Source organism: Blastococcus deserti (assembly GCF_042682525.1).
Lineage (GTDB): Bacteria > Actinomycetota > Actinomycetes > Mycobacteriales > Geodermatophilaceae > Blastococcus_B > Blastococcus_B deserti.
Genome location: NZ_JBHUHP010000008.1, coordinates 68465 through 86233, shown reverse-complemented (window position 1 = coordinate 86233; position 17769 = coordinate 68465). Strand labels below are relative to the sequence as shown.

13 protein-coding genes are annotated in these 17769 nt (G+C 71.5%); 7 read left to right on the top strand and 6 right to left on the bottom strand.

The window, feature by feature from the left end:
* Positions 1–177: 177 nt before the first annotated feature.
* Both ACFSHS_RS07640 and ACFSHS_RS07635 read right to left on the bottom strand, forming a co-directional pair.
* A complete protein-coding gene (locus tag ACFSHS_RS07640; RefSeq protein ID WP_376873741.1) occupies positions 178–2520 on the bottom strand; it encodes a penicillin acylase family protein in 2343 nt (780 codons plus the stop codon).
* A 44-nt stretch (positions 2521–2564) separates the two neighbouring features.
* Positions 2565–3278 carry a polysaccharide deacetylase family protein gene (locus ACFSHS_RS07635; RefSeq protein WP_376873739.1) on the bottom strand — a complete coding sequence of 238 codons (714 nt, stop codon included), beginning with the start codon at positions 3276–3278 and terminating at the stop codon, positions 2565–2567.
* An 833-nt stretch (positions 3279–4111) separates the two neighbouring features.
* Between ACFSHS_RS07635 and ACFSHS_RS07630 the strand changes: the two genes are divergently transcribed.
* From ACFSHS_RS07630 to frdD, 5 genes are read left to right on the top strand one after another with little or no spacing between them, the layout of a single operon-like run.
* Positions 4112–4339: a hypothetical protein gene (locus ACFSHS_RS07630; RefSeq protein ID WP_376873737.1), complete on the top strand. Its 228-nt coding sequence runs from the start codon at positions 4112–4114 to the stop codon at positions 4337–4339.
* Entirely contained in the window at positions 4332–6086 is a 1755-nt protein-coding gene (frdA, locus tag ACFSHS_RS07625; RefSeq protein WP_376873735.1) for a fumarate reductase (quinol) flavoprotein subunit, read from the top strand. The genes ACFSHS_RS07630 and frdA overlap by 8 nt, the downstream gene beginning before the upstream one ends.
* 2 nt (positions 6087–6088) lie before the next feature.
* Positions 6089–6838 (top strand): succinate dehydrogenase/fumarate reductase iron-sulfur subunit, encoded by a 750-nt coding sequence (locus ACFSHS_RS07620; RefSeq protein ID WP_376873733.1) that lies wholly within the window; start codon positions 6089–6091, stop codon positions 6836–6838.
* On the top strand, positions 6835–7245 hold the full coding sequence (locus tag ACFSHS_RS07615) for a fumarate reductase subunit C (RefSeq protein ID WP_376873731.1): 411 nt from the start codon (positions 6835–6837) through the stop codon (positions 7243–7245). The genes ACFSHS_RS07620 and ACFSHS_RS07615 overlap by 4 nt, the downstream gene beginning before the upstream one ends.
* Positions 7242–7601, top strand: coding sequence for a fumarate reductase subunit FrdD (frdD, locus tag ACFSHS_RS07610; RefSeq protein ID WP_376873729.1), 360 nt, complete (start codon positions 7242–7244; stop codon positions 7599–7601). Before ACFSHS_RS07615 ends, frdD begins: the two co-directional genes overlap by 4 nt.
* Before the next feature lie 62 nt (positions 7602–7663).
* Here frdD and ACFSHS_RS07605 read toward each other — a convergent pair whose 3' ends face one another.
* Both ACFSHS_RS07605 and ACFSHS_RS07600 read right to left on the bottom strand, forming a co-directional pair.
* Positions 7664–7933 (bottom strand): DUF1876 domain-containing protein, encoded by a 270-nt coding sequence (locus tag ACFSHS_RS07605; RefSeq protein WP_376873727.1) that lies wholly within the window; start codon positions 7931–7933, stop codon positions 7664–7666.
* Between the two features lie 454 nt (positions 7934–8387).
* Positions 8388–9191, bottom strand: a complete 804-nt coding sequence (locus ACFSHS_RS07600; protein WP_376873725.1) for a DUF4383 domain-containing protein — start codon at positions 9189–9191, stop codon at positions 8388–8390.
* A 343-nt stretch (positions 9192–9534) separates the two neighbouring features.
* On the opposite strand from ACFSHS_RS07600, the gene ACFSHS_RS07595 reads away from it, so the two are divergent.
* On the top strand, positions 9535–14379 hold the full coding sequence (locus tag ACFSHS_RS07595; protein WP_376873723.1) for an NAD-glutamate dehydrogenase: 4845 nt from the start codon (positions 9535–9537) through the stop codon (positions 14377–14379).
* Between the two features lie 312 nt (positions 14380–14691).
* Here ACFSHS_RS07595 and ACFSHS_RS07590 read toward each other — a convergent pair whose 3' ends face one another.
* Both ACFSHS_RS07590 and ACFSHS_RS07585 read right to left on the bottom strand, forming a co-directional pair.
* On the bottom strand, positions 14692–16122 hold the full coding sequence (locus ACFSHS_RS07590) for an MFS transporter (protein WP_376873721.1): 1431 nt from the start codon (positions 16120–16122) through the stop codon (positions 14692–14694).
* Between the two features lie 18 nt (positions 16123–16140).
* A complete protein-coding gene (locus ACFSHS_RS07585; protein ID WP_376873719.1) occupies positions 16141–17022 on the bottom strand; it encodes an SDR family oxidoreductase in 882 nt (293 codons plus the stop codon).
* 70 nt (positions 17023–17092) lie between these two features.
* Between ACFSHS_RS07585 and ACFSHS_RS07580 the strand changes: the two genes are divergently transcribed.
* Positions 17093–17704 (top strand): TetR family transcriptional regulator, encoded by a 612-nt coding sequence (locus ACFSHS_RS07580; protein ID WP_376873717.1) that lies wholly within the window; start codon positions 17093–17095, stop codon positions 17702–17704.
* Positions 17705–17769: the final 65 nt, after the last annotated feature.

Genomic DNA, 17769 nt, shown 5'->3' with positions numbered 1-17769 from the left:
TGGATCGAGTAAGGGACGCGGTACTGGCCCCGCCGAGCCGACCGGTGGTCCTCGAGTTACGAGCGCAGCGGCCTGCCGCCCCCCACGCCTCGGTGCCTCGCCCCGACGGCGCACCAGCCGCTGATCCATGGACGCATGGGTGCACAGGCGGTCCGACCGTTGCGACACGGCCCTGACTCAGCCCTCCGGCTCCGCGGGCGCACCGATGGGGCGCAGACGGATACGCCGCTCGGTCACTGCCTCGACACGCGCACGGCTGTAGCAGAGCGGGAACGCCTCCCCACGGCTCCAGGACTCGAACAGGTCGGAGTAGTGCGGGCTGTCGGGGTCGCCCGACTGCCCGGGGCTGTTCATGACCAGCGAGCCGTCCCAGTCGCCGACGTCCACGACGATGCGGAAGGTCGCTCCACCGGCCTGCACGAACGTGTCGGCGAGGTAGGCCGTGTTGCCGACGGTGTCGCCGCTCCCGCCGCGCGGCGCGGGCCCCACCGCGAGGCGCGTTCGGGTGTCCTCGCGCATCAACGGGGCCAGCGGGTGCGCGAGGCGGGAGACGTGCAGCCGTCCCCACGCCCATGTCCCGCGGTCCGGGCCGAGCAGCTGCTCCACCTCGGCGACGGCCGGCGCGAGGGTCGACCGCAGGATCCCGTCGAGCACCGCGTCGCCGTCCTTCCCGAGCCAGTCGACCGGGTGCTCGAGGATCCCGAGATCCGTCCGGGGGTCGGCCAGGAGGCTCTCCTCGGGTGTCACTTTCCTGACCACCGCTTCCACCTGGTCGTGCGGTACCAGCCGGGCCACCGCCGCACGCATCAGGGCGGGCCGGAGATGGCGTCGGTACCAGACCTCGAACAGCGCGCCCGGGGCCGACTCCGGGGAGAGGTCGCCGTCCCAGGCCGTGAGCAGCCGCAGCGCGTCGATCGTGGTGTCGTCGTCGGCGGTCACAGCGGCCAGCCGCCGGAGGATCCGGCGGGCCGGGAGGCTGACGAAGTCCGATTGCAGCCGCACGCAGTCCTCCGGGGAGAACCGCCGGTCGCCCCCGAAGACCTCGGCGAGCCGCTCGGCTCTCGACGACGGGTACCAGTCGAACGAGATCACCTTGTCGTGCGCCGGGTAGTCGTCGGGCAGGTTCATCTCGTTCGCGGTGGCCAGCCAGCCCTGCTCCGGGTTCCTCGCGACCGGCAGCTCGTCCATGTCGCGGAAGCCGGCCCACTCGTAGCGCCCGTCGCCGGGCACCGGGAGCGTGCCGTTCCAGTTGGGCCGGATCGGGGTGAGCCCGGCCGGCTTCCAGCCGATGTTCCCGGCCGGGTCGGCGAACAGCTGGTTCTCCGGCGGCGTGCCCCAGCGGTTCATGGCGGCGAGGAACTCGTGCCAGTTCGTCGCGCGCATGTAGTCCATGCTGCCGAGGTAGGGGGCCGTTCCCGGCTCCAGCCAGGCCGCCCGGACCGCGAACGCGGTGGAGCGCTCGGGGTCCTCGTGGATGACCGGGCCGTGCCGGGTGTACCGCAGCTCGACCTCGACGTCCTCGCTGCCCTTGACCCTGACCGTGTCACGGACCGCCCGCATCGGCTCCCAGCGGTCCTGGTAGCGGTACTCCGTCGGGTTCTCCGGATTGGTCCGGTAGACGTACAGGTCTTCCTGGTCGATCGAGAAGATCGTCAGGCCGAACGCGATCCGTCCGTTGTGACCGATGGAGATCCCCGGCAGGGCGGGCTCGCCGGCGCCGATCACGTCCAGGCCGGGCGCCGACAGGTGCGCCACGTAGCGCAACGAGGGGACCGACAGCGCCCTGTGGGGATCGTTGGCCAGCAGCGGTCGCCCGGTCGTCGTCCGGTGCGGGGCGAGCACCCAGTTGTTGCTGCCCTGCAGAGCCGACTCCCGGACCCCGGTGAGGTCCGGCGGGTCGATCGCCAGACGGTAGACCCGCTGGACGTCGTCCGGGATCAGCGACAGGTCCAGACCCTCGGGGACGACCAGATCGACGTGCGGCTCACGACGCCGGCGCAGGTCCTCGACGCGGCGGTCGTGGTCGCGCAGGATCAATGCGCGCGCGACCTCGGAGTCGAGGTTGTAGTACAGCCCGTTGGACCGGATGCGCGCGAAGTCCTCCGGCGCCCAGAGCGCCGGCTCGTAACCCAGCTCGCGGAACTCCAGCGGCAGCAGCTCCCGGTCCTGCAGGGCCAGACGGATGTAGGCGTTGACGCCGTCGACGAACGCGGTCGCGACCCGCTTGGTGTCCGAGCCGTACGACAGCCACTCCGGATGCATGTCCCCGCGGTAGTAGAAGAGCCGGGAGGCGCGATCACGCTCGACCATCGACGGGCCGAACACCTCTGCGAGCAGGCCGAGGCCGCGGCGGCGCCAGAAGTCCAGCTGCCACAACCGGTCGCGGGCGGCGTTGAACCCCTGCACGCGGAAGACGTCGTACAGGGTGGAGGCGTACATGTGGGGGACGCCCCAGCGGTCGATCAGGATCTCGGCCGGGCCTTCGAGTCCGGGCAGTTCGTACTCCGCGTCGGCGGCCACGCCACCCACCCCTCCCGACGACGAGATGCGGTGCCTGCGGGGCGTCAGGAGGCGCCGCGCGATCCGGGCTCGGCGTACTCGGGATGCCCGGTCCTCCACTCGTCCAGGGGGTTCGCGGCCTTCCACCTGTCCACGAACTCGCTGATGGTCTCGAAGACGACGCCGTCGTGGCCGGACATGTGCTGCAGCAGCCGTTCGAGCATGAGCATGCGGTGACCACGGCCGATCACCTGCGGGTGCATCGTCAGCGCGTACACCGCGCCCTCGCCGTCGGAGCCGGCGTGCCGGTACGCGTAGTCGAAGTCGCCACGCCAGATCTCCTCGATGTCGGAGGGGCTGGCGAGGCCGGCATTGCTGCCCCACACGAACTCGAAGGGCGGGAAGTCGTCCAGGCCCCAGGTGACCGGGACCTCGACCAGCTCCACCGGTTCACCGAAGACGTAGGGCTCCGTGGGCGAGGCCTTGTCGCCCTGCCGCAGGTAGTACGGGTGGACGTCGTTGCCCATGCAGCTCGAGTCGTAGTCGAAGCCGAACTCGAGCAGCAGATCGATGGTGTTCTCGCTGAAGTCCCAGGCGGGGGAGCGATAGCCGCGCGGGCGGATGCCGACGACCTTGTCGAACGCCTCGAACCCGCGCTCGAGGTTGCGTCGCTCACCGTCCCGGTCGAACTTCGGCGGGTTCTCGTGGACCCAGCCGTGGTGACCCAGCTCGTGGCCGCTGCCGTGGATACGACGGACGAGGTCCGGATAGGCGTACACGCTGTGCCCGGGGGATGCAGAAGGTCGCCCGGACGTCGTAGCGCTTCAGCAGGTCGAGGATCCGGGGGATCGCCGCCGCCCCGAACTCGCCTCTGGACATCATGCTCGGGCTGGTGGACCCCATCGACCCGATCCACAGCGAGATCGCGTCGAAGTCGAAGCCCAGGCAGACCGACACCCGTGCTGCTCCGTGTGCTGCGCCGGCCATGACGGCCTCCGCTCCTGCTGACGGCTGCCCGGGCCGAGGACCGCGCGCTCGCGCCGGGCCACCGACGACGAGCGCGGCTCCTCTGGCCCGCGTATCCCACCACGCAGCGGTGACCGTCGTCAGTCCTCCGCGGTCGGGCAGGGCTCCGGGCGGTTCCCTGTGCCAGCGCGTCCGCACGGTCCGCAGCAGCGTGCTCGCAGGGGGACCGGGAAACGGCGCCGTGGCCCCATCGGGGGTCGAACCCGCACGGCTCTGGAGCCGTGCGGGTTCATGTCGGTGTCCGGAGGCGGACACGGTGCTTCCGCACACGCCTGCCTCCCTTCCCGATGACCCGAACCGGTCGTGCGTTCGGAGCCCTTGCACCTGGTCGGGATCGGGCCAGCGACACTTCGAGCAGAGTTGTGTGGACGCCGCCTGCCTCCTGTCCTCGCAGCACTGCGACCGCCGGGTTCGGCGTCCCCCACGCGCGCCCGCTCGCCGTCGCGCGATGGCGGCCAGGTAGCACGACAGGTGGTCCACCAGGGGGTCACGCCCCGGTGCGGGAGCACTTCACAACCCGGCGGGTACGGAGCACGCTGGTCCCCGAGCTCGGAGGTCACTGTCCCTACACCAAGGGGGGTGGGCCGTGAGTGCAGTCGCCACCGCTTTCGAGCCACGGCTCGCACCGTGCGGGCGCACGCGCGGCGGCGAGCGGTTCCTGACCGAGGACCACGAGGGGTTGGTCACCGAGGACCTGCGCTACTCCTGCGGCTGCCGGAGCACCCGGGAGGAGTTCCACGACGGCAGCTGCCACCGCATGGTCGTCCACCACAACGGGCGGGTGCTGTCGGACGAGGAGTGGCGCGGTGAGTGACGGCGTCGTATGCGCCGCGCACGACGTCCTGATCGTGGGGGGAGGCGGCGCCGGCCTGCGCGCCGCCATTGCCATCGCCGAGAGCAACCCGAGGCTCGACGTGGCCGTGATCGCCAAGGTCTATCCGATGCGCAGCCACACGGTGTCGGCCGAGGGCGGCGCGGCCGGGGTCATCGCCGCTGACGACAGCCTCGACGAGCACTGCTACGACACGGTCTCGGGCAGCGACTGGCTCGGCGACCAGGACGCCATCGAGGCCTTCGTCCGGGAGGCTCCAGAGGAACTCATCCAGCTCGAGCACTGGGGCTGCCCGTGGAGCCGCCGGCCGGACGGCCGGGTCGCCGTCCGCGCCTTCGGCGGCATGAAGAAGATGCGCACCTGGTTCGCCGCGGACAAGACCGGCTTCCACATGCTGCACGCGCTGTTCCAGACGTCGCTGAAGTTCGGCGAGGTCCGGCGGTACGACGAGGAGTTCGTGACCCGGCTGCTGGTCGACGACGGCCGCGTGCACGGCGTCGTGGCGATCCGCCTGATGACCGGCCGGATCGAGGCGATCACCGCGAAGGCCGTCGTCCTGTGCACCGGCGGCTGCGGCAAGGTCTTCCCGTTCACCACGAACGCCAACATCAACACCGGCGACGGCATGGCACTGGCGTATCGCGCGGGGGCGCCCCTCAAGGACATGGAGTTCGTCCAGTACCACCCAACCGGCCTGCCGTTCACGGGCATCCTCATCACCGAGGCCGCCCGTGCCGAGGGCGGCTGGCTGCTGAACAAGGACGGCTACCGCTACCTGCAGGACTACGACCTGGGCAAGCCGTCGCCGACCCCCGAGCTCAGGAGCATGGAGCTCGGCCCCCGCGACCGCCTGTCGCAGGCGTTCGTCCACGAGGTCGAGAAGGGCCGGACGACGGACTCGCCCTACGGCGCCGTCGTGCACCTCGACCTGCGGCACCTCGGCGAGAAGCTCATCGACACGAAGCTCCCCTTCGTGCGCGAACTCTGCCTGAAGTACGAGCGGATCGACCCCGTGCACGAACTGATTCCCGTGCGCCCGGTGGTGCACTACATGATGGGCGGTGTCTCCACCGACATCGACGGAGCGACCCCGCTCGGGGGGCTGTACGCCGCGGGCGAGACCGCGTGCGTGAGCATCAACGGGGCGAACCGGCTCGGCTCCAACTCGCTGCCCGAGTGCCTGGTGTTCGGCGCCCGGGCCGGGAGGGCGGCGGCGGAGTACGCCTCCGCCGCGGGCAGCACGCCCGCTGTCGTCGATGCGCAGGCGGCCGATGAGGTGCGCCGCCTGGAGCGCGACCTCCTGGGCAGGGGACCGGGCACCGAGAGCATCGCCGCGATCCGCGACGACATGCAGGCCACGATGGAGGACGCCGCCGGCATCTTCCGGACGGGACCTGAGATGGCCAAGGGCGCGGACACCCTCGCCGAGCTGCAGGAGCGCGTCGGGAACGTCGGCCTCGCGGACACGAGCCGCTCGTTCAACACCGAGCTCCTGGCCGCGCTGGAGCTGGCCAACATGCTCGACGTCAGCGAGTGCATCCTCCAGGCCGGCATGCACCGGGAGGAGTCGCGAGGGGCGCACCAGCGCACCGACTTCCCGGCCCGCGACGACGATCGGTTCCTGACCCACCTGTCGGTGCTCCGCAACCCCGATGGGACGTCGCGGGTGGAGCGCTCTCCGGTGACCATCACCCGCTGGCCCCCGGGCGAGCGGATCTACGGCAGGTAGCCATGGCGGACAGCATCAGCCTCCGGGTGTCCCGATACCGGCCGGACACCGACTCCGCGCCGCACTGGCAGGAGTACCAGGTCCCGCTCCGGAAGGAGTGGACGGTCCTCGACGGCCTCAACCACGTCAAGAACGAGGTCGACACCACGCTGTCGTTCCGCTGGTCCTGCCGGATGGGCATCTGCGGCAGCTGCGGCATGAACGTCGACGGCGAGCCCAAGCTGACCTGCGGCACCTTCCTGTCCGACCACGCACCGGGTCCGGTCACGATCGAGCCGCTCTCGAACTTCCCCGTGGTGCGCGACCTCGTCGTCGACCTGTCGGACTTCATGGCGAAGCTGCCGCGGGTCAAGCCGTGGATCATCCGCGAGGAGGACAACCGGACGGTGGAGCCCGACGTCGAGTACCTCCAGACGCCCGAGGAGCTGGACGCCTACAAGCAGTTCAGCATGTGCATCAACTGCATGCTCTGCTACGCCGCCTGCCCGGTCTACGGGCTCGATCCCCAGTTCATCGGTCCAGCCGCCATCGCGCTCGCCGAGCGGTACGACCTCGACTCGCGCGATCACGGGAAGCGGCAGCGTCTCGACGTGCTGATCGAGCACGACGGCGTCTGGGGTTGCACCTTCGTCGGCGAGTGCACGCGGGTCTGCCCCAAGCACGTGGATCCCGCGTCAGCCATCCAGCGCTACAAGCTGACGGCGGCGCTCGAGACGGTGAAGGCCTTCCTGCTCCCGCGGGGGGCGCGATGACTCCCTCCGCGAGCCAGATGACCGACCTGCGCCTCCACCGGCCCCGCATCTCGACCTGGTGGTGGACCCGGAAGCGGACCTACTTCGTCTTCGTGATGCGCGAGCTGAGCAGCATCTTCGTCGCCTGGTGCGTGGTGTACCTGGTGCTGTTCGTCTACGCCGTCGGCCGCGGCGAGGCCGCCTACCAGCGCTTCCTCGACTGGGCCTCCTCGCCGTGGGTGACCGCTCTGAACGTCGTCGCGCTGGTCTTCGTGCTGCTGCACACGGTGACCTGGTTCAACCTCACCCCGCAGGCGATGGCGGTGCGGGTGATGGGCCGGAGGGTGCCGGACTTCCACATCATCGCCGGGCAGTACACCGGCCTGGTGGTGGTCTCCGGCTTCGTGCTCTGGCTGGTGACCCGGTGACCAGGAGGCGGATCGAGCCGCTCGTCTGGCTGATGTTCAGCGCCGGTGGCGTGCTGGCGGCGGTGCTCCTTCCCAGCCTCGTCCTGCTGTTCGGGCTGGGTCTCCCGCTGGGGTGGCTCGACCCGCCGGACCACCAGCACCTGCTCGCATTCCTGGGGCATCCGGTGACCTTCGTGGTGCTCCTCGGCGCCTTCGTCCTGATGCTCGTGCACAGCGCGCACCGCTTCCGGTACACGCTCTACGACGGGCTCCAGATCAAGATGAAGCGGACCGTCGCGGTGCTCACCTACGGCGCGGCGATCGTGGTCTCTGTTGCCGCGCTCGCCGCTCTCTGGGTGACCGCCCAGGCACCGTGAGGGTCGGTGCGACGAGGGAAGGATTTGACGGTGCTCCGGGGAGATCGGAGACCGACCCGACGTCACAGCACGGGATGAGCCGGTACACCGCTGATCTCCTCGATGTCCCGGGCGGCGACGTCCAGCAGGAGATGACTCAGCTCCGACAGTGCCCGGGCCACCGCCAGTTCGTCCCCGATCCGGGGCACGTTGCGGTCTGCGGGGTTGAGCCGCGCGAGCCCGGTACCGGCCAGGGACTGGTGTTCACCTGTGCGGAGACGGGCGACTGCGCGGGTGCGGTCCTCATGCTCGTCGATGTCGACCTGAACGGTCCACGTCTTCACGGCGTCCATGGCGATCCCCTCGGTCGGAAGTGCTGTTCAATTCTGCTGCGGGGAACCGGCGCCGAACCTGTCCTCGCGCCGCCGTCTTCCCCGTCCAAGGCACGGCTCCGTTGCCCCACGACGGCGACTCCGCGAGGACTGGACACGGCCGAGAGCGGGCCCGGGCCGGCCGTCAGCCGCGGGGGGTCCGAGACGTGGGCGATGTCGCGGTCGTTCGAAGGGCGACCCGGTGCGTGGCCCGACGGGTCCACTCCGGACGGCTGCCCTCCATCTCGCAGTTGGCAGCGGTGTTTCGGACACGGTTGCCCGGCGGGACCTCGCCACCGACACACGGGAGGTCGGGCAGCAACGGCCGCTCGGGGGGGCGGTCGCACGCTCCGACCGGTCGGCCGCCGATCACACGCCTTCCTCGGGCAGGGCCGCGGATCAGCGGACCAGGCCGAACAGTGCCGGGACGCCCTCGTCAGTGCGGGCTGCGGCCCGCTCGCCGCCACGGCACGCGCCGGCCGGCTCGCGGGTGGGGGATGGCCACCCCATGACCCGCCGATGCCGCGTAGTGGCGAGCTCTGTCCCGGCTCGCCGCCTCGAGGTCCATCCACACGCGCCGTCGATCGGAGCGGTGGTGCATCTGCGCCATCTGTTCGACCCGGCGGCGCTGCTCCGGTGTGGCGGTGTGCTGGACGACGGCGATCTCGGCCTCGCGCATCGCCTCTTCGGCGGCGACCTCCTCCGGTGTACTGGGGCGTTCGTCGACGAGGTCTGCATCGTCGGTGGACGCGTGGGCGTACGGACTGTCTGGGGGAAGGCGGCTACCGATCCGGCCGTAGGCCCCGAGAAGCAGCATGGGCAGTCCGACGACGACGGAGAAGATCACGTTGCTCACCTCGAACGCCAGCCAGTTGAGGCGGGTCCCGAGCACGACTCCATTGACCAAGGCGGACAGCAGGAACAACGGCCCCAGCACCAGCATCACCGTCGACGCGGTGCGCGGACTTCGGCCGGCGGCGGCGAGGAGCACGACTGCGACGACCACGGACAGGGTCGACAGCAGGCCATTGGAGGACATCCCCAGGACCGATTGACCACGGGTCGAGAAGAACGCCTGGCCGCTGGCGAAGCCCAGCAGGCCGAACACCAGGAGGAACAGCGCCACGAGAACGGCGCCGGTGCGCTGCACGGCGTAGACGCGGGCTCCGAGACCTGGCTGCTTCTCGGGGTTCGCGGAGGTGGACATCCGGCGGTGGGGGAGGTGTAGCCGCTGTGCCATGGGGAGCTCCGGCGAGCAGGGACGCTCCGGGGTGGATCGACGCTCCGGGGTGCTGGGACGCATCCCATTCTCCGCTCTTTCGGCTGCGGTGGATGCCGGATCGCGATCTTTCTGAGCTCCCTACGCGTCGCCGGGCGCCGTCCTGACTGGGTCGGGGGCCGAGCAGAAGACGCAGCCGATCCTGTGTCCGCGCAGATCCGACCCGGCCGCTGACTCCTCTTGGTAGCTCGGCGGCCGGTCGGGCTGCCCGGCGGCCCGTGCACAGATGCCGGGACCCGCGGCGCCACCGACCTTGGCGCGGGACTCCGGGAGGAGCACGCTGGCTGTGGCAAAGGGGGTCGCCATGCCCACCATCCCGTCCCGCGACCGGGCCGAGATGATCGACGAGGTCCGCAGGTACGCGCAGGAGCGGTTGACCCCGGAGCGGCAGCGGCTGTTCCAGACCTTCATCGGGCAGTACTACCGACACGTCGCCCGCGAGGACCTCGCGGCTCGTCACGTGCACGACCTTTATGGCGCCGCGATGGCGCACCTCACCCTGGCCCTCGACCGGCCGCCGGGTGAGCCTGCGGTGAGGGTCTACTCCCCGGACTTCGAGGCGCACGGCTTCGGCTCGCCGCACACCGTCGTCGACATCGTGACGGACGACATGCCGTTCGTCGTCGACTCGGTGACGATGGAGGTCATCCGGCACGGCCTCGGGCTGCACCTCACCGTGCGCCCGGTCGTGTCGGTACGGCGTGACTCGGGGCGGATCATCGACATCCTCGACCCGAACGACCCGACGTCGGGGACGACGCCCGAGTCGTTCGTCCACCTCGAGGTCGACCGGCAGACCGGCCCCGCGGTACTCGAGGAACTGGCCCGCGATCTCCTCCGCGTCCTCGGGGACGTCCGAGCCGCGGTGGAGGACTGGTCGGCGATGCGGGAGCGGGCGCTGGCCGTCGCCGACACCGTCGACACCGAGACGTCACCGATCGACGAGCAGGACCGGAAGGAGGCGGCCGCCCTCCTGCGATGGCTCGCCGACGACCACTTCACGTTCCTCGGCTACCGCGAGTACGAGCTCGGCACCGAGGACGGCGAGGACACGCTGTCCGCCGTCCCGGGGACAGGCTTGGGGCTGCTGCGCGACAGCCGGGGGCGCCCGGTCTCGCACAGCTTCGCGAAGCTGCCGCCCGAGGTGCGGCAGAAGGCCCGCGAGCCGGGGCTGCTCAACCTCACCAAGGCGAACTCGCGGTCGACCGTCCACAAGCCCAACTACCTCGACTACGTCGGCGTCAAGCGGCTGGGCCCCGAGGGCGACGCGGTGGGGGAACTGCGGTTCCTCGGCCTCATGGCGAGCGCGGTCTACCGGCAGTCGCCGCGGGAGATCCCCGTCCTCCGCCGCAAGGTGCAGGCGGTGCTCGATCGGGCCGGCTACCCCCTCGACGGCTACGACGGGCGGATGCTGCTGAACATCCTCGAGAACTACCCCCGCGAGGAGTTGTTCCAGATCGGCGCCGAGGAGCTGTACGAGGCGGCCACGGCCATCCTCGACATCCAGGATCGTCAGCGGCTGCGCCTGCTCGTGCGTCGCGACATGTTCGGCCGATTCATGTCCTGCCTGGTGTACCTGCCGCGCGACCGGCTCACCACGGCCCTGCGCATCCGCATCGAGGGCATCCTGCGGTCGGCCTTCCACGGCACGAGCACGCAGTACGCCACGCAGGTGAGCGAATCGGTGCTGGCCCGGCTGCACATCACGATCCACACCGAACCCGGCGCGGTCCCGGAGTACGACGTGGCCGAGGTCGAGGCCCGGCTGGTCGCGGCGATGCGCTCATGGACCGACGACCTGTACGAGGCGCTCGTCGACCAGCTCGGGGAGGAGCGCGGGGTCGCCCTGCACGACCGCTACGCCGACGCGTTCCCCGCGGCCTACCAGCACGACACCTCCGCTGCCGCGGCGGTCGTCGACATCGGGCGGATGGAGGGGATCGGCGGGGGCGACGACCTCGCGATGCACCTGTACCGACCGTTGGAGGCCGCGCCGGGCACGCTGCGGTTCAAGCTGTTCCGTCACGGCGAGTCCGTCACCCTGTCCGACATCCTGCCGCTGCTGGAGAACATGGGCGTGCACGTCGTCGACGAGCGCCCGTACGAGGTGCGTCCGGCCGGCGTCGATCCGGTGTGGATCTACGACTTCGGGCTGCGCCACGAGCAGACCCATCTCGACGCCGAGGGGATGCGCGAGCGCTTCCAGGAGGCCTTCGCGATGGTGTGGCGCGGCGACCTCGAGAACGACGGGCTGAACCGGCTCGTGCTCCGCGCGGGGCTGCGGGGGCGGGAGGTGGCCGTCGTCCGTGCGTACGCCAAGTACCTCAGGCAGGTCGGCGCGGTCTTCGCCCTGGACTACACCGTCGCGACCCTCGCCAACAATCCGGGGCTGGCCCGCGGGCTCTTCGAGCTCTTCCAGGTCCGGCTGGATCCCGATGGCCCGGCGGACCGCGACCTGGTCGCCAAGCACCTGGTCCACGACTTCGAGGGCGGCCTCGACGCCGTCACCAGCCTCAACGAGGACCGGGTCCTGCGCGCCCTGCTCCGCGTCGTGGAGGCGACGCTGCGGACCAACTACTTCCAGGTGGGGCCGGACGGCGAGGCCAAGCCATGGCTGGCGATCAAGCTAGCCTCGGGGCAGATCCCCGACCTGCCCCTCCCACGGCCGGTGTTCGAGATCTTCGTCTACTCACCGCGGGTGGAGGGCGTGCACCTGCGGGGCGGGTCGGTCGCCCGCGGCGGCCTGCGCTGGTCCGACCGACCGGAGGACTTCCGGACCGAGGTGCTGGGGCTGATGAAGGCGCAGACGGTGAAGAACGCCGTCATCGTGCCGGTCGGTGCCAAGGGCGGCTTCGTCGTCAAGAACCCGCCCAAGGACCGGGACGCCCTGCCGGGCGAGGTCATCGCCTGCTACTCGGCGTTCGTCCGTGGACTGCTCGACGTGACGGACAACCTCGTTGCCGGCGAGGTCGTCCCTCCCCACCGCCTCGTGCGCTACGACACGGACGACGCGTACCTCGTCGTGGCGGCCGACAAGGGCACCGCCACCTTCTCCGACATCGCCAACGCCATCTCGCAGGAGTACGGGTTCTGGCTGGGCGACGCCTTCGCCTCCGGTGGCTCGTCCGGCTACGACCACAAGGCGATGGGCATCACGGCGCGCGGCGCGTGGATCTCCGTCCAGCGCCACTTCAACGACCTCGGCGTCGACGTGCAGAGAGACGACGTCACGGTCGTCGGCATCGGGGACATGTCCGGAGACGTCTTCGGCAACGGGATGCTGCTGTCGCGGCACATCCGTCTGGTGGCGGCCTTCGACCACCGGCACGTCTTCCTCGACCCCGATCCCGACGCGGAGGCCGGCTTCGAGGAGCGCGCCCGGCTGTTCCACCTCCCCGGTTCCAGCTGGGCCGACTACGACCGATCGCTGATCTCGGCCGGCGGCGGCGTCTTCCCACGGACGGCGAAGACGGTCCCGCTCTCGCCGCAGGTCCGGTCCCGGCTGGACGTCCCGGAGGAGGAGCTCACGCCGGACGAGCTGATCCGCGCCATCCTCGGCGCGCCGGTCGACCTGCTGTGGAACGGCGGTATCGGCACCTATGTCAAGGCCTCGCCGGAGACCCACGCCGCGGTGGGGGACAAGCGCAACGACCAGGTGCGCATCGACGCCGGCCGACTGCGCTGCCGTGTCGTCGGAGAGGGCGGCAACCTCGGCCTCACGCAGCGCGGCCGGGTCGAGTTCGCGCTGCGCGGCGGGCGCGTCAACACCGACGCCATCGACAACTCCGCCGGGGTGGACTGCTCCGACCACGAGGTCAACATCAAGATCCTTCTCGATCGCGTCGTCGCCGACGGCGACCTCACGGGCAAGCAACGGGACGCGCTCCTCGCCGAGATGACCGACGAGGTGGCCGAGCTGGTGCTCTCCGACAACGCCGCGCAGACCCGCGCCCTGTACAACGCGCAGGCGCAGGCGCGCGCCCTGCTGGACGTGCACATGCGCTACTTGAACGCGCTGGAGCGCACCGGGCGGCTCGACCGGGCGCTGGAGTTCCTCCCGACGGACGACGAACTGGCCGAGCGCGGCGCGGCCGGGACCGGGCTCGTCATGCCCGAGTTCGCGGTCCTGCTGGCCTACTCGAAGACATGGATCTACGACGAGCTGCTCGCCTCCGAGCTTCCCGACGACGCGTTCCTGTCCGCCGAGCTGCTCAACTACTTCCCGACCGCCGTCCGGTACCGGTACGCCGACCGGCTGCCGGACCACCCGCTCCGCCGCGAGATCATCGCGACCTGCGTGTCGAACGGGATGGTCAACCGCGCCGGCATCACGTTCGCGTTCCGCCTGTCGGAGGAGGTCGGCCTCCCGGTCCCGCACATCGCCCGCGCGCACATCGCCAGCTGGGAGATCTTCGGGCTGGCGGAACTGCAGGCCGAGATCGAGTCGTTGGCCGACGTCTCGACGGAGGCCCGGATCCGGCTCCTGCTCGAGGTGCGGACGCTGGCCGAGCGCGCGAGCCGCTGGCTGCTCCGGAATCGCCGCCAGCCGCTGGACATCCGCGGCACGGTCGAGCACTTCCGGCCGGCCGTTCCGGTGCTCGCCGACGAGATACCGCGCCTGCTCGCCGGTTCGGAGGAAGCGGGCGAGGCATTCGGCGCCGCGATCGCCCGTCTCACTGCGGACGGGGTTCCCGAGGCGCTCGCCAGGCGGGTGGTCGCCCTGCCGGCGCTCTTCTCCGCGCTGGACGTCATCGACGTGGCGTCCGCGACCGGCCGCGACCTGCAGGAGGTGGCAGGGGTCTACTTCGCCCTCGATCGGCACCTGAAGCTCGACTGGCTGCGCGAGCGCATCCAGCGGCTGCCCCGCGACGACCGGTGGCAGGCGCTGGCCCGCGCCGCGCTCCGTGACGACCTCTACGCCGTCCGGGCCTCGCTGACCGCTGAGGTGCTGCGGGTGGGTGGCCCGGCGCGGGACAGCGACGAGCTGATCCAGCGCGGCCTGGCTCACAACCGATCGGCGGTCGGCCGGTGTCTCGGTGTCCTCCGCGACATCGCCGCCGACAACCGCGCGGACCTGGCAACGCTCTCCGTGGCGCTGCGCGAGGTTCGCGGCCTGGTCTCGAGCCGGCCCGCGGTCGCTGAGCGCTGAGTGTCCTCGCGGACGGGGTACCAGCGGGTGGCGATCGCAGGCACGCATCGGCCGCCTTGTCCGCGCGGGCGGTGGAACCAGGACACCGGGGCGTTCGGGGCGAGCTTCGAGCGGTGCCTGGCCCGCCGCCGTCGGCCCCGGCTTCGGGTGCGCACTGATCTCCAGCCCACGCCGCCACGTCTCGGCGACCGGATGGAAGCGCCGGCTCGGCGCCGTGGATCGCGCTGACAGCCGAGAGGTCGGTGCCGGGGCGGTGCGGGGAGTCGTTCCGCCGGGGCGCCGACCTGCGGCGGTGAGCCGGGCTTCCTGGGACTACGCCGCTCCGGCAACGGGGGTCGGTGCCGCCTCCGCGGTCGGAGTCGCCCGACCGATGTCCCGGGGCATGCGGGCGGCCGCGACGGTCGCCGCCAGGACGAGGACGGCGGCGCCGAGGAATCCCGCCCGGTAACCGGACGCCAGGCCCGCCGCCGTGGGCACGGCGGTGACGGCGGCCGCGACGCCGGCGAGCGCGGCGAGGCCGATCGCCGGTCCCAGCTCCTGGGAGGTGTTGAGCAGTCCCGAGGTGAGGCCCTGCTCCTCCGGAGGGACGCCGGTGGTCGCGGCGATGAACATCGGCGCGTAGCTGATCCCGCTGCCGACCGCCATCGCCAGCAGACCGGGAAGGACGTCGGCCCAGTAGCCGCCGTCGTGCGGCACGCGGCTCAGCCACAGCATGCCGACCGCCATCAGTGCCATGCCGGCGACGAGCGGCGGACGGGCGCCGACCCGGGTCACGATGTTCCCCGAGAACGGCGTGATCAGCAGGATGAGGACGGTCAGGGGGGCGAAGGCCAGCCCGACCGCCAGCGCTCCGTGGCCGACGACCACCTGCAGGTACAGCGAGGTGAAGAACAAGCCGGCGGTGAGGGCCGCCGAGCTCAGTGCCAGCGTCGCGATGCCGGTACGGACGCCTGCCCGCCGCAGCAGCGCGAGGTCGATCAACGGCGCGCTGCTGCGCCGCTGCCGGACGGCGAACCCGGCCAGCAGCAGCGCGGCGGAGGACAGGGCGACGACGACCGCGGACGTGAGCCCGTGCTGCGGCAGCCAGGTCACCGCGAGCACCGCGGGGACGAGACCTCCCGACAGCAGCGCCGCCGCCACCCCGTCGAGCCGCGTCCCGGCGCGTTCCCGGTGCTCGGACAGCAGTGCCGTCGCCGCGACGATCGCCAGCGCGCCCACCGGCACGTTGATGAGGAAGACCGACCGCCAGCCGGCGACCTCGGTCAGGACCCCGCCGACCAGCTGGCCGGCGATGGCACCACCGGCGCCGACCGCGCCCCACAGGCTGAGGGCCCGGTTGCGCGCGGGGCCCTCCTCGAAGCGCGTGGTGAGCAGGGCCAGCGCGGTGGGCGAGATCATCGCGGCGCCGACGCCCTGCACGGCCCGGGACGCGATGAGCTGCCAGCCGGTCTGCGCGAGGCCCGCCGCCAGGGACGCGAGGGTGAACACGGTGAGCCCGGCGAGGAAGATCCGGCGGCGTCCGTAGAGGTCACCGGCGCGACCGAAGGCCACGAGCAGGCTGCCGAAAGCGACCGTGTAGGCGACCGCGACGAACTGGAGGGCGCCGTCGGGCACCTGCAGGTCCGCCCGGATGGAAGGGACGGCGACGTTCACCACGACGACGTCCAGGATGAGCATGAACTGCGCGGTGCAGAGCAGCGCCAGGGCGAGGACGTCGCCGCGGCGGGTGCGGGGGATGTTCATGGCGGGCTCCTTCTGTGCTCACGAGGCGGATGCTGCGATGTGCCGGCCCCAGTGCGGCCGGCGGCCGTCGACGTCGGTCAGGCCGTACTCCTCGCCCAGGTCCCAGCTGGTGTGGACGAGCCCGGCGCGGGCCGCGATGGCGGGATCGGCGGCCAGGGCGGCGACCGCCCGGCCGACGAAGTGCGGGGTCTCGGAGGCGGCGAAGTGCGGATCCCGCCTCACGCCGTCGCGCCAGTTGGCCTCGGTGACCCCGAAGATCTCGAGCATGGCCTCCGAGCGCAGGAAGCCGGGCGTGACCGCCAGCGCCGTCACCCCGTGCGGACGGAGCTCCTCCGCCATGGCGAAGGCGAGCCGGTTGACCGCGGTCTTGACGAGGTCGTAGCCCAGGCTGCCGCGGTAGTCCTCGCCGGTCCCGTCGGTGATCTCGACGACGAGGCCGCGGTGGTGGTCCAGCATCAGCGGCACGAGGTGCTGGCTGGTGAGCAGGTGGGTGACGACCGCCTGCTGCCACAGCTGCTGAACCTTGGCCACGTCCAGGCGCCAGAACGGCGTGTCCCACTCGGTCAGCGGATCGCCGCCCCACACGTCGTTGACCAGCACGTCGAGCCGGCCGTGGTCCCGCCGCACCCGGTCGGCCAGCGCGGCGACGTCCTCGGACCGGGAGTGGTCCACCCGCAGCGCGATCCCCTTGCCGCCCGCCGCGGTGACCCGCTCGGCGGTCCCCTCGATGGTCTCGGGGCGGTTCATGGGGGAGCGCCCGTGCCGGGTGCTGCGGCCGGTGACGTAGACGGTGGCGCCGGCCGCGCCCAGCTCGACGGCGATTCCTCGGCCGGCGCCCCGCGTGCCGCCGGCGACGACGGCGACCTGACCGGCGAGGGGTGGGTTCAGCATCGTGTCCATCTGGCACCTCCTGCAGGTAAGTAAACGGCTGTTCGTTTACAAACGCAAGAGGGGCGCCTACGCTTCCGGCATGCCCCGCCCGAGGACCGTCAGCGACGGCGACATCCTGGCCGCCGCGGCCGTGGTCATCGGCGAGATCGGGCCCGACCGGCTGACCCTGGGGGACGTCGGCCGCAGGGTGGGACTGGCCCCCGCCACGCTGCTCCAGCGTTTCGGCTCACGGCGTGGACTGCTGCTCGCGCTCGCGGGACACGACGTCGACGCCGTTCCCGCCCGGCTGCGGACGGCGGCATCCGCCCCGGGCAGCCTGCTGGACTCCCTCGTCGCAGCCCTCGTCGAGACGGCGTCGCAGATCGACAGCCCCGCGCGGTTCGCCAACCATCTGGCGTTCCTGCTCAAGGACCTCGCCGACCCGGAGTTCCAGGCCATCACGCGCCGGTACGGCGCCGGGGTCACCGCCGCCATCCGGGACGTGCTCGCCGCCGCGGCGGACCGGGGCGAACTCGACGCCGACGTCGACGCCGTGGCGCAGCTGGTGCACGTCGTCTACAACGGCTCCCTCGTCACCTGGGGCATGACCCCCGACGGGCAGCCGGCCGAGCGCGTCGGACACCACCTGCGCCAGGTGCTGGCGCCCTACCGCGCGGGGCACGGCCCTCGCGTGCCCGCCGGATCGGCCTGATCCGGAGGGGCAGCGAGGTGGTGCGCGGGTGCCTTCCCGGGGACCGGGAGAAGGGCGATGCTGCC

Coding starts and splice junctions, on each gene's coding strand:
- ACFSHS_RS07595 (WP_376873723.1), top strand. CDS start 9,535: ATGCCCACCATCCCGTCCCGCGACCGGGCCGAGATGATCGACGAGGTC.
- ACFSHS_RS07600 (WP_376873725.1), bottom strand. CDS start 9,191: ATGGCACAGCGGCTACACCTCCCCCACCGCCGGATGTCCACCTCCGCG.
- ACFSHS_RS07585 (WP_376873719.1), bottom strand. CDS start 17,022: ATGGACACGATGCTGAACCCACCCCTCGCCGGTCAGGTCGCCGTCGTC.
- ACFSHS_RS07620 (WP_376873733.1), top strand. CDS start 6,089: ATGGCGGACAGCATCAGCCTCCGGGTGTCCCGATACCGGCCGGACACC.
- ACFSHS_RS07580 (WP_376873717.1), top strand. CDS start 17,093: ATGCCCCGCCCGAGGACCGTCAGCGACGGCGACATCCTGGCCGCCGCG.
- ACFSHS_RS07590 (WP_376873721.1), bottom strand. CDS start 16,122: ATGAACATCCCCCGCACCCGCCGCGGCGACGTCCTCGCCCTGGCGCTG.
- ACFSHS_RS07605 (WP_376873727.1), bottom strand. CDS start 7,933: ATGGACGCCGTGAAGACGTGGACCGTTCAGGTCGACATCGACGAGCAT.
- ACFSHS_RS07615 (WP_376873731.1), top strand. CDS start 6,835: ATGACTCCCTCCGCGAGCCAGATGACCGACCTGCGCCTCCACCGGCCC.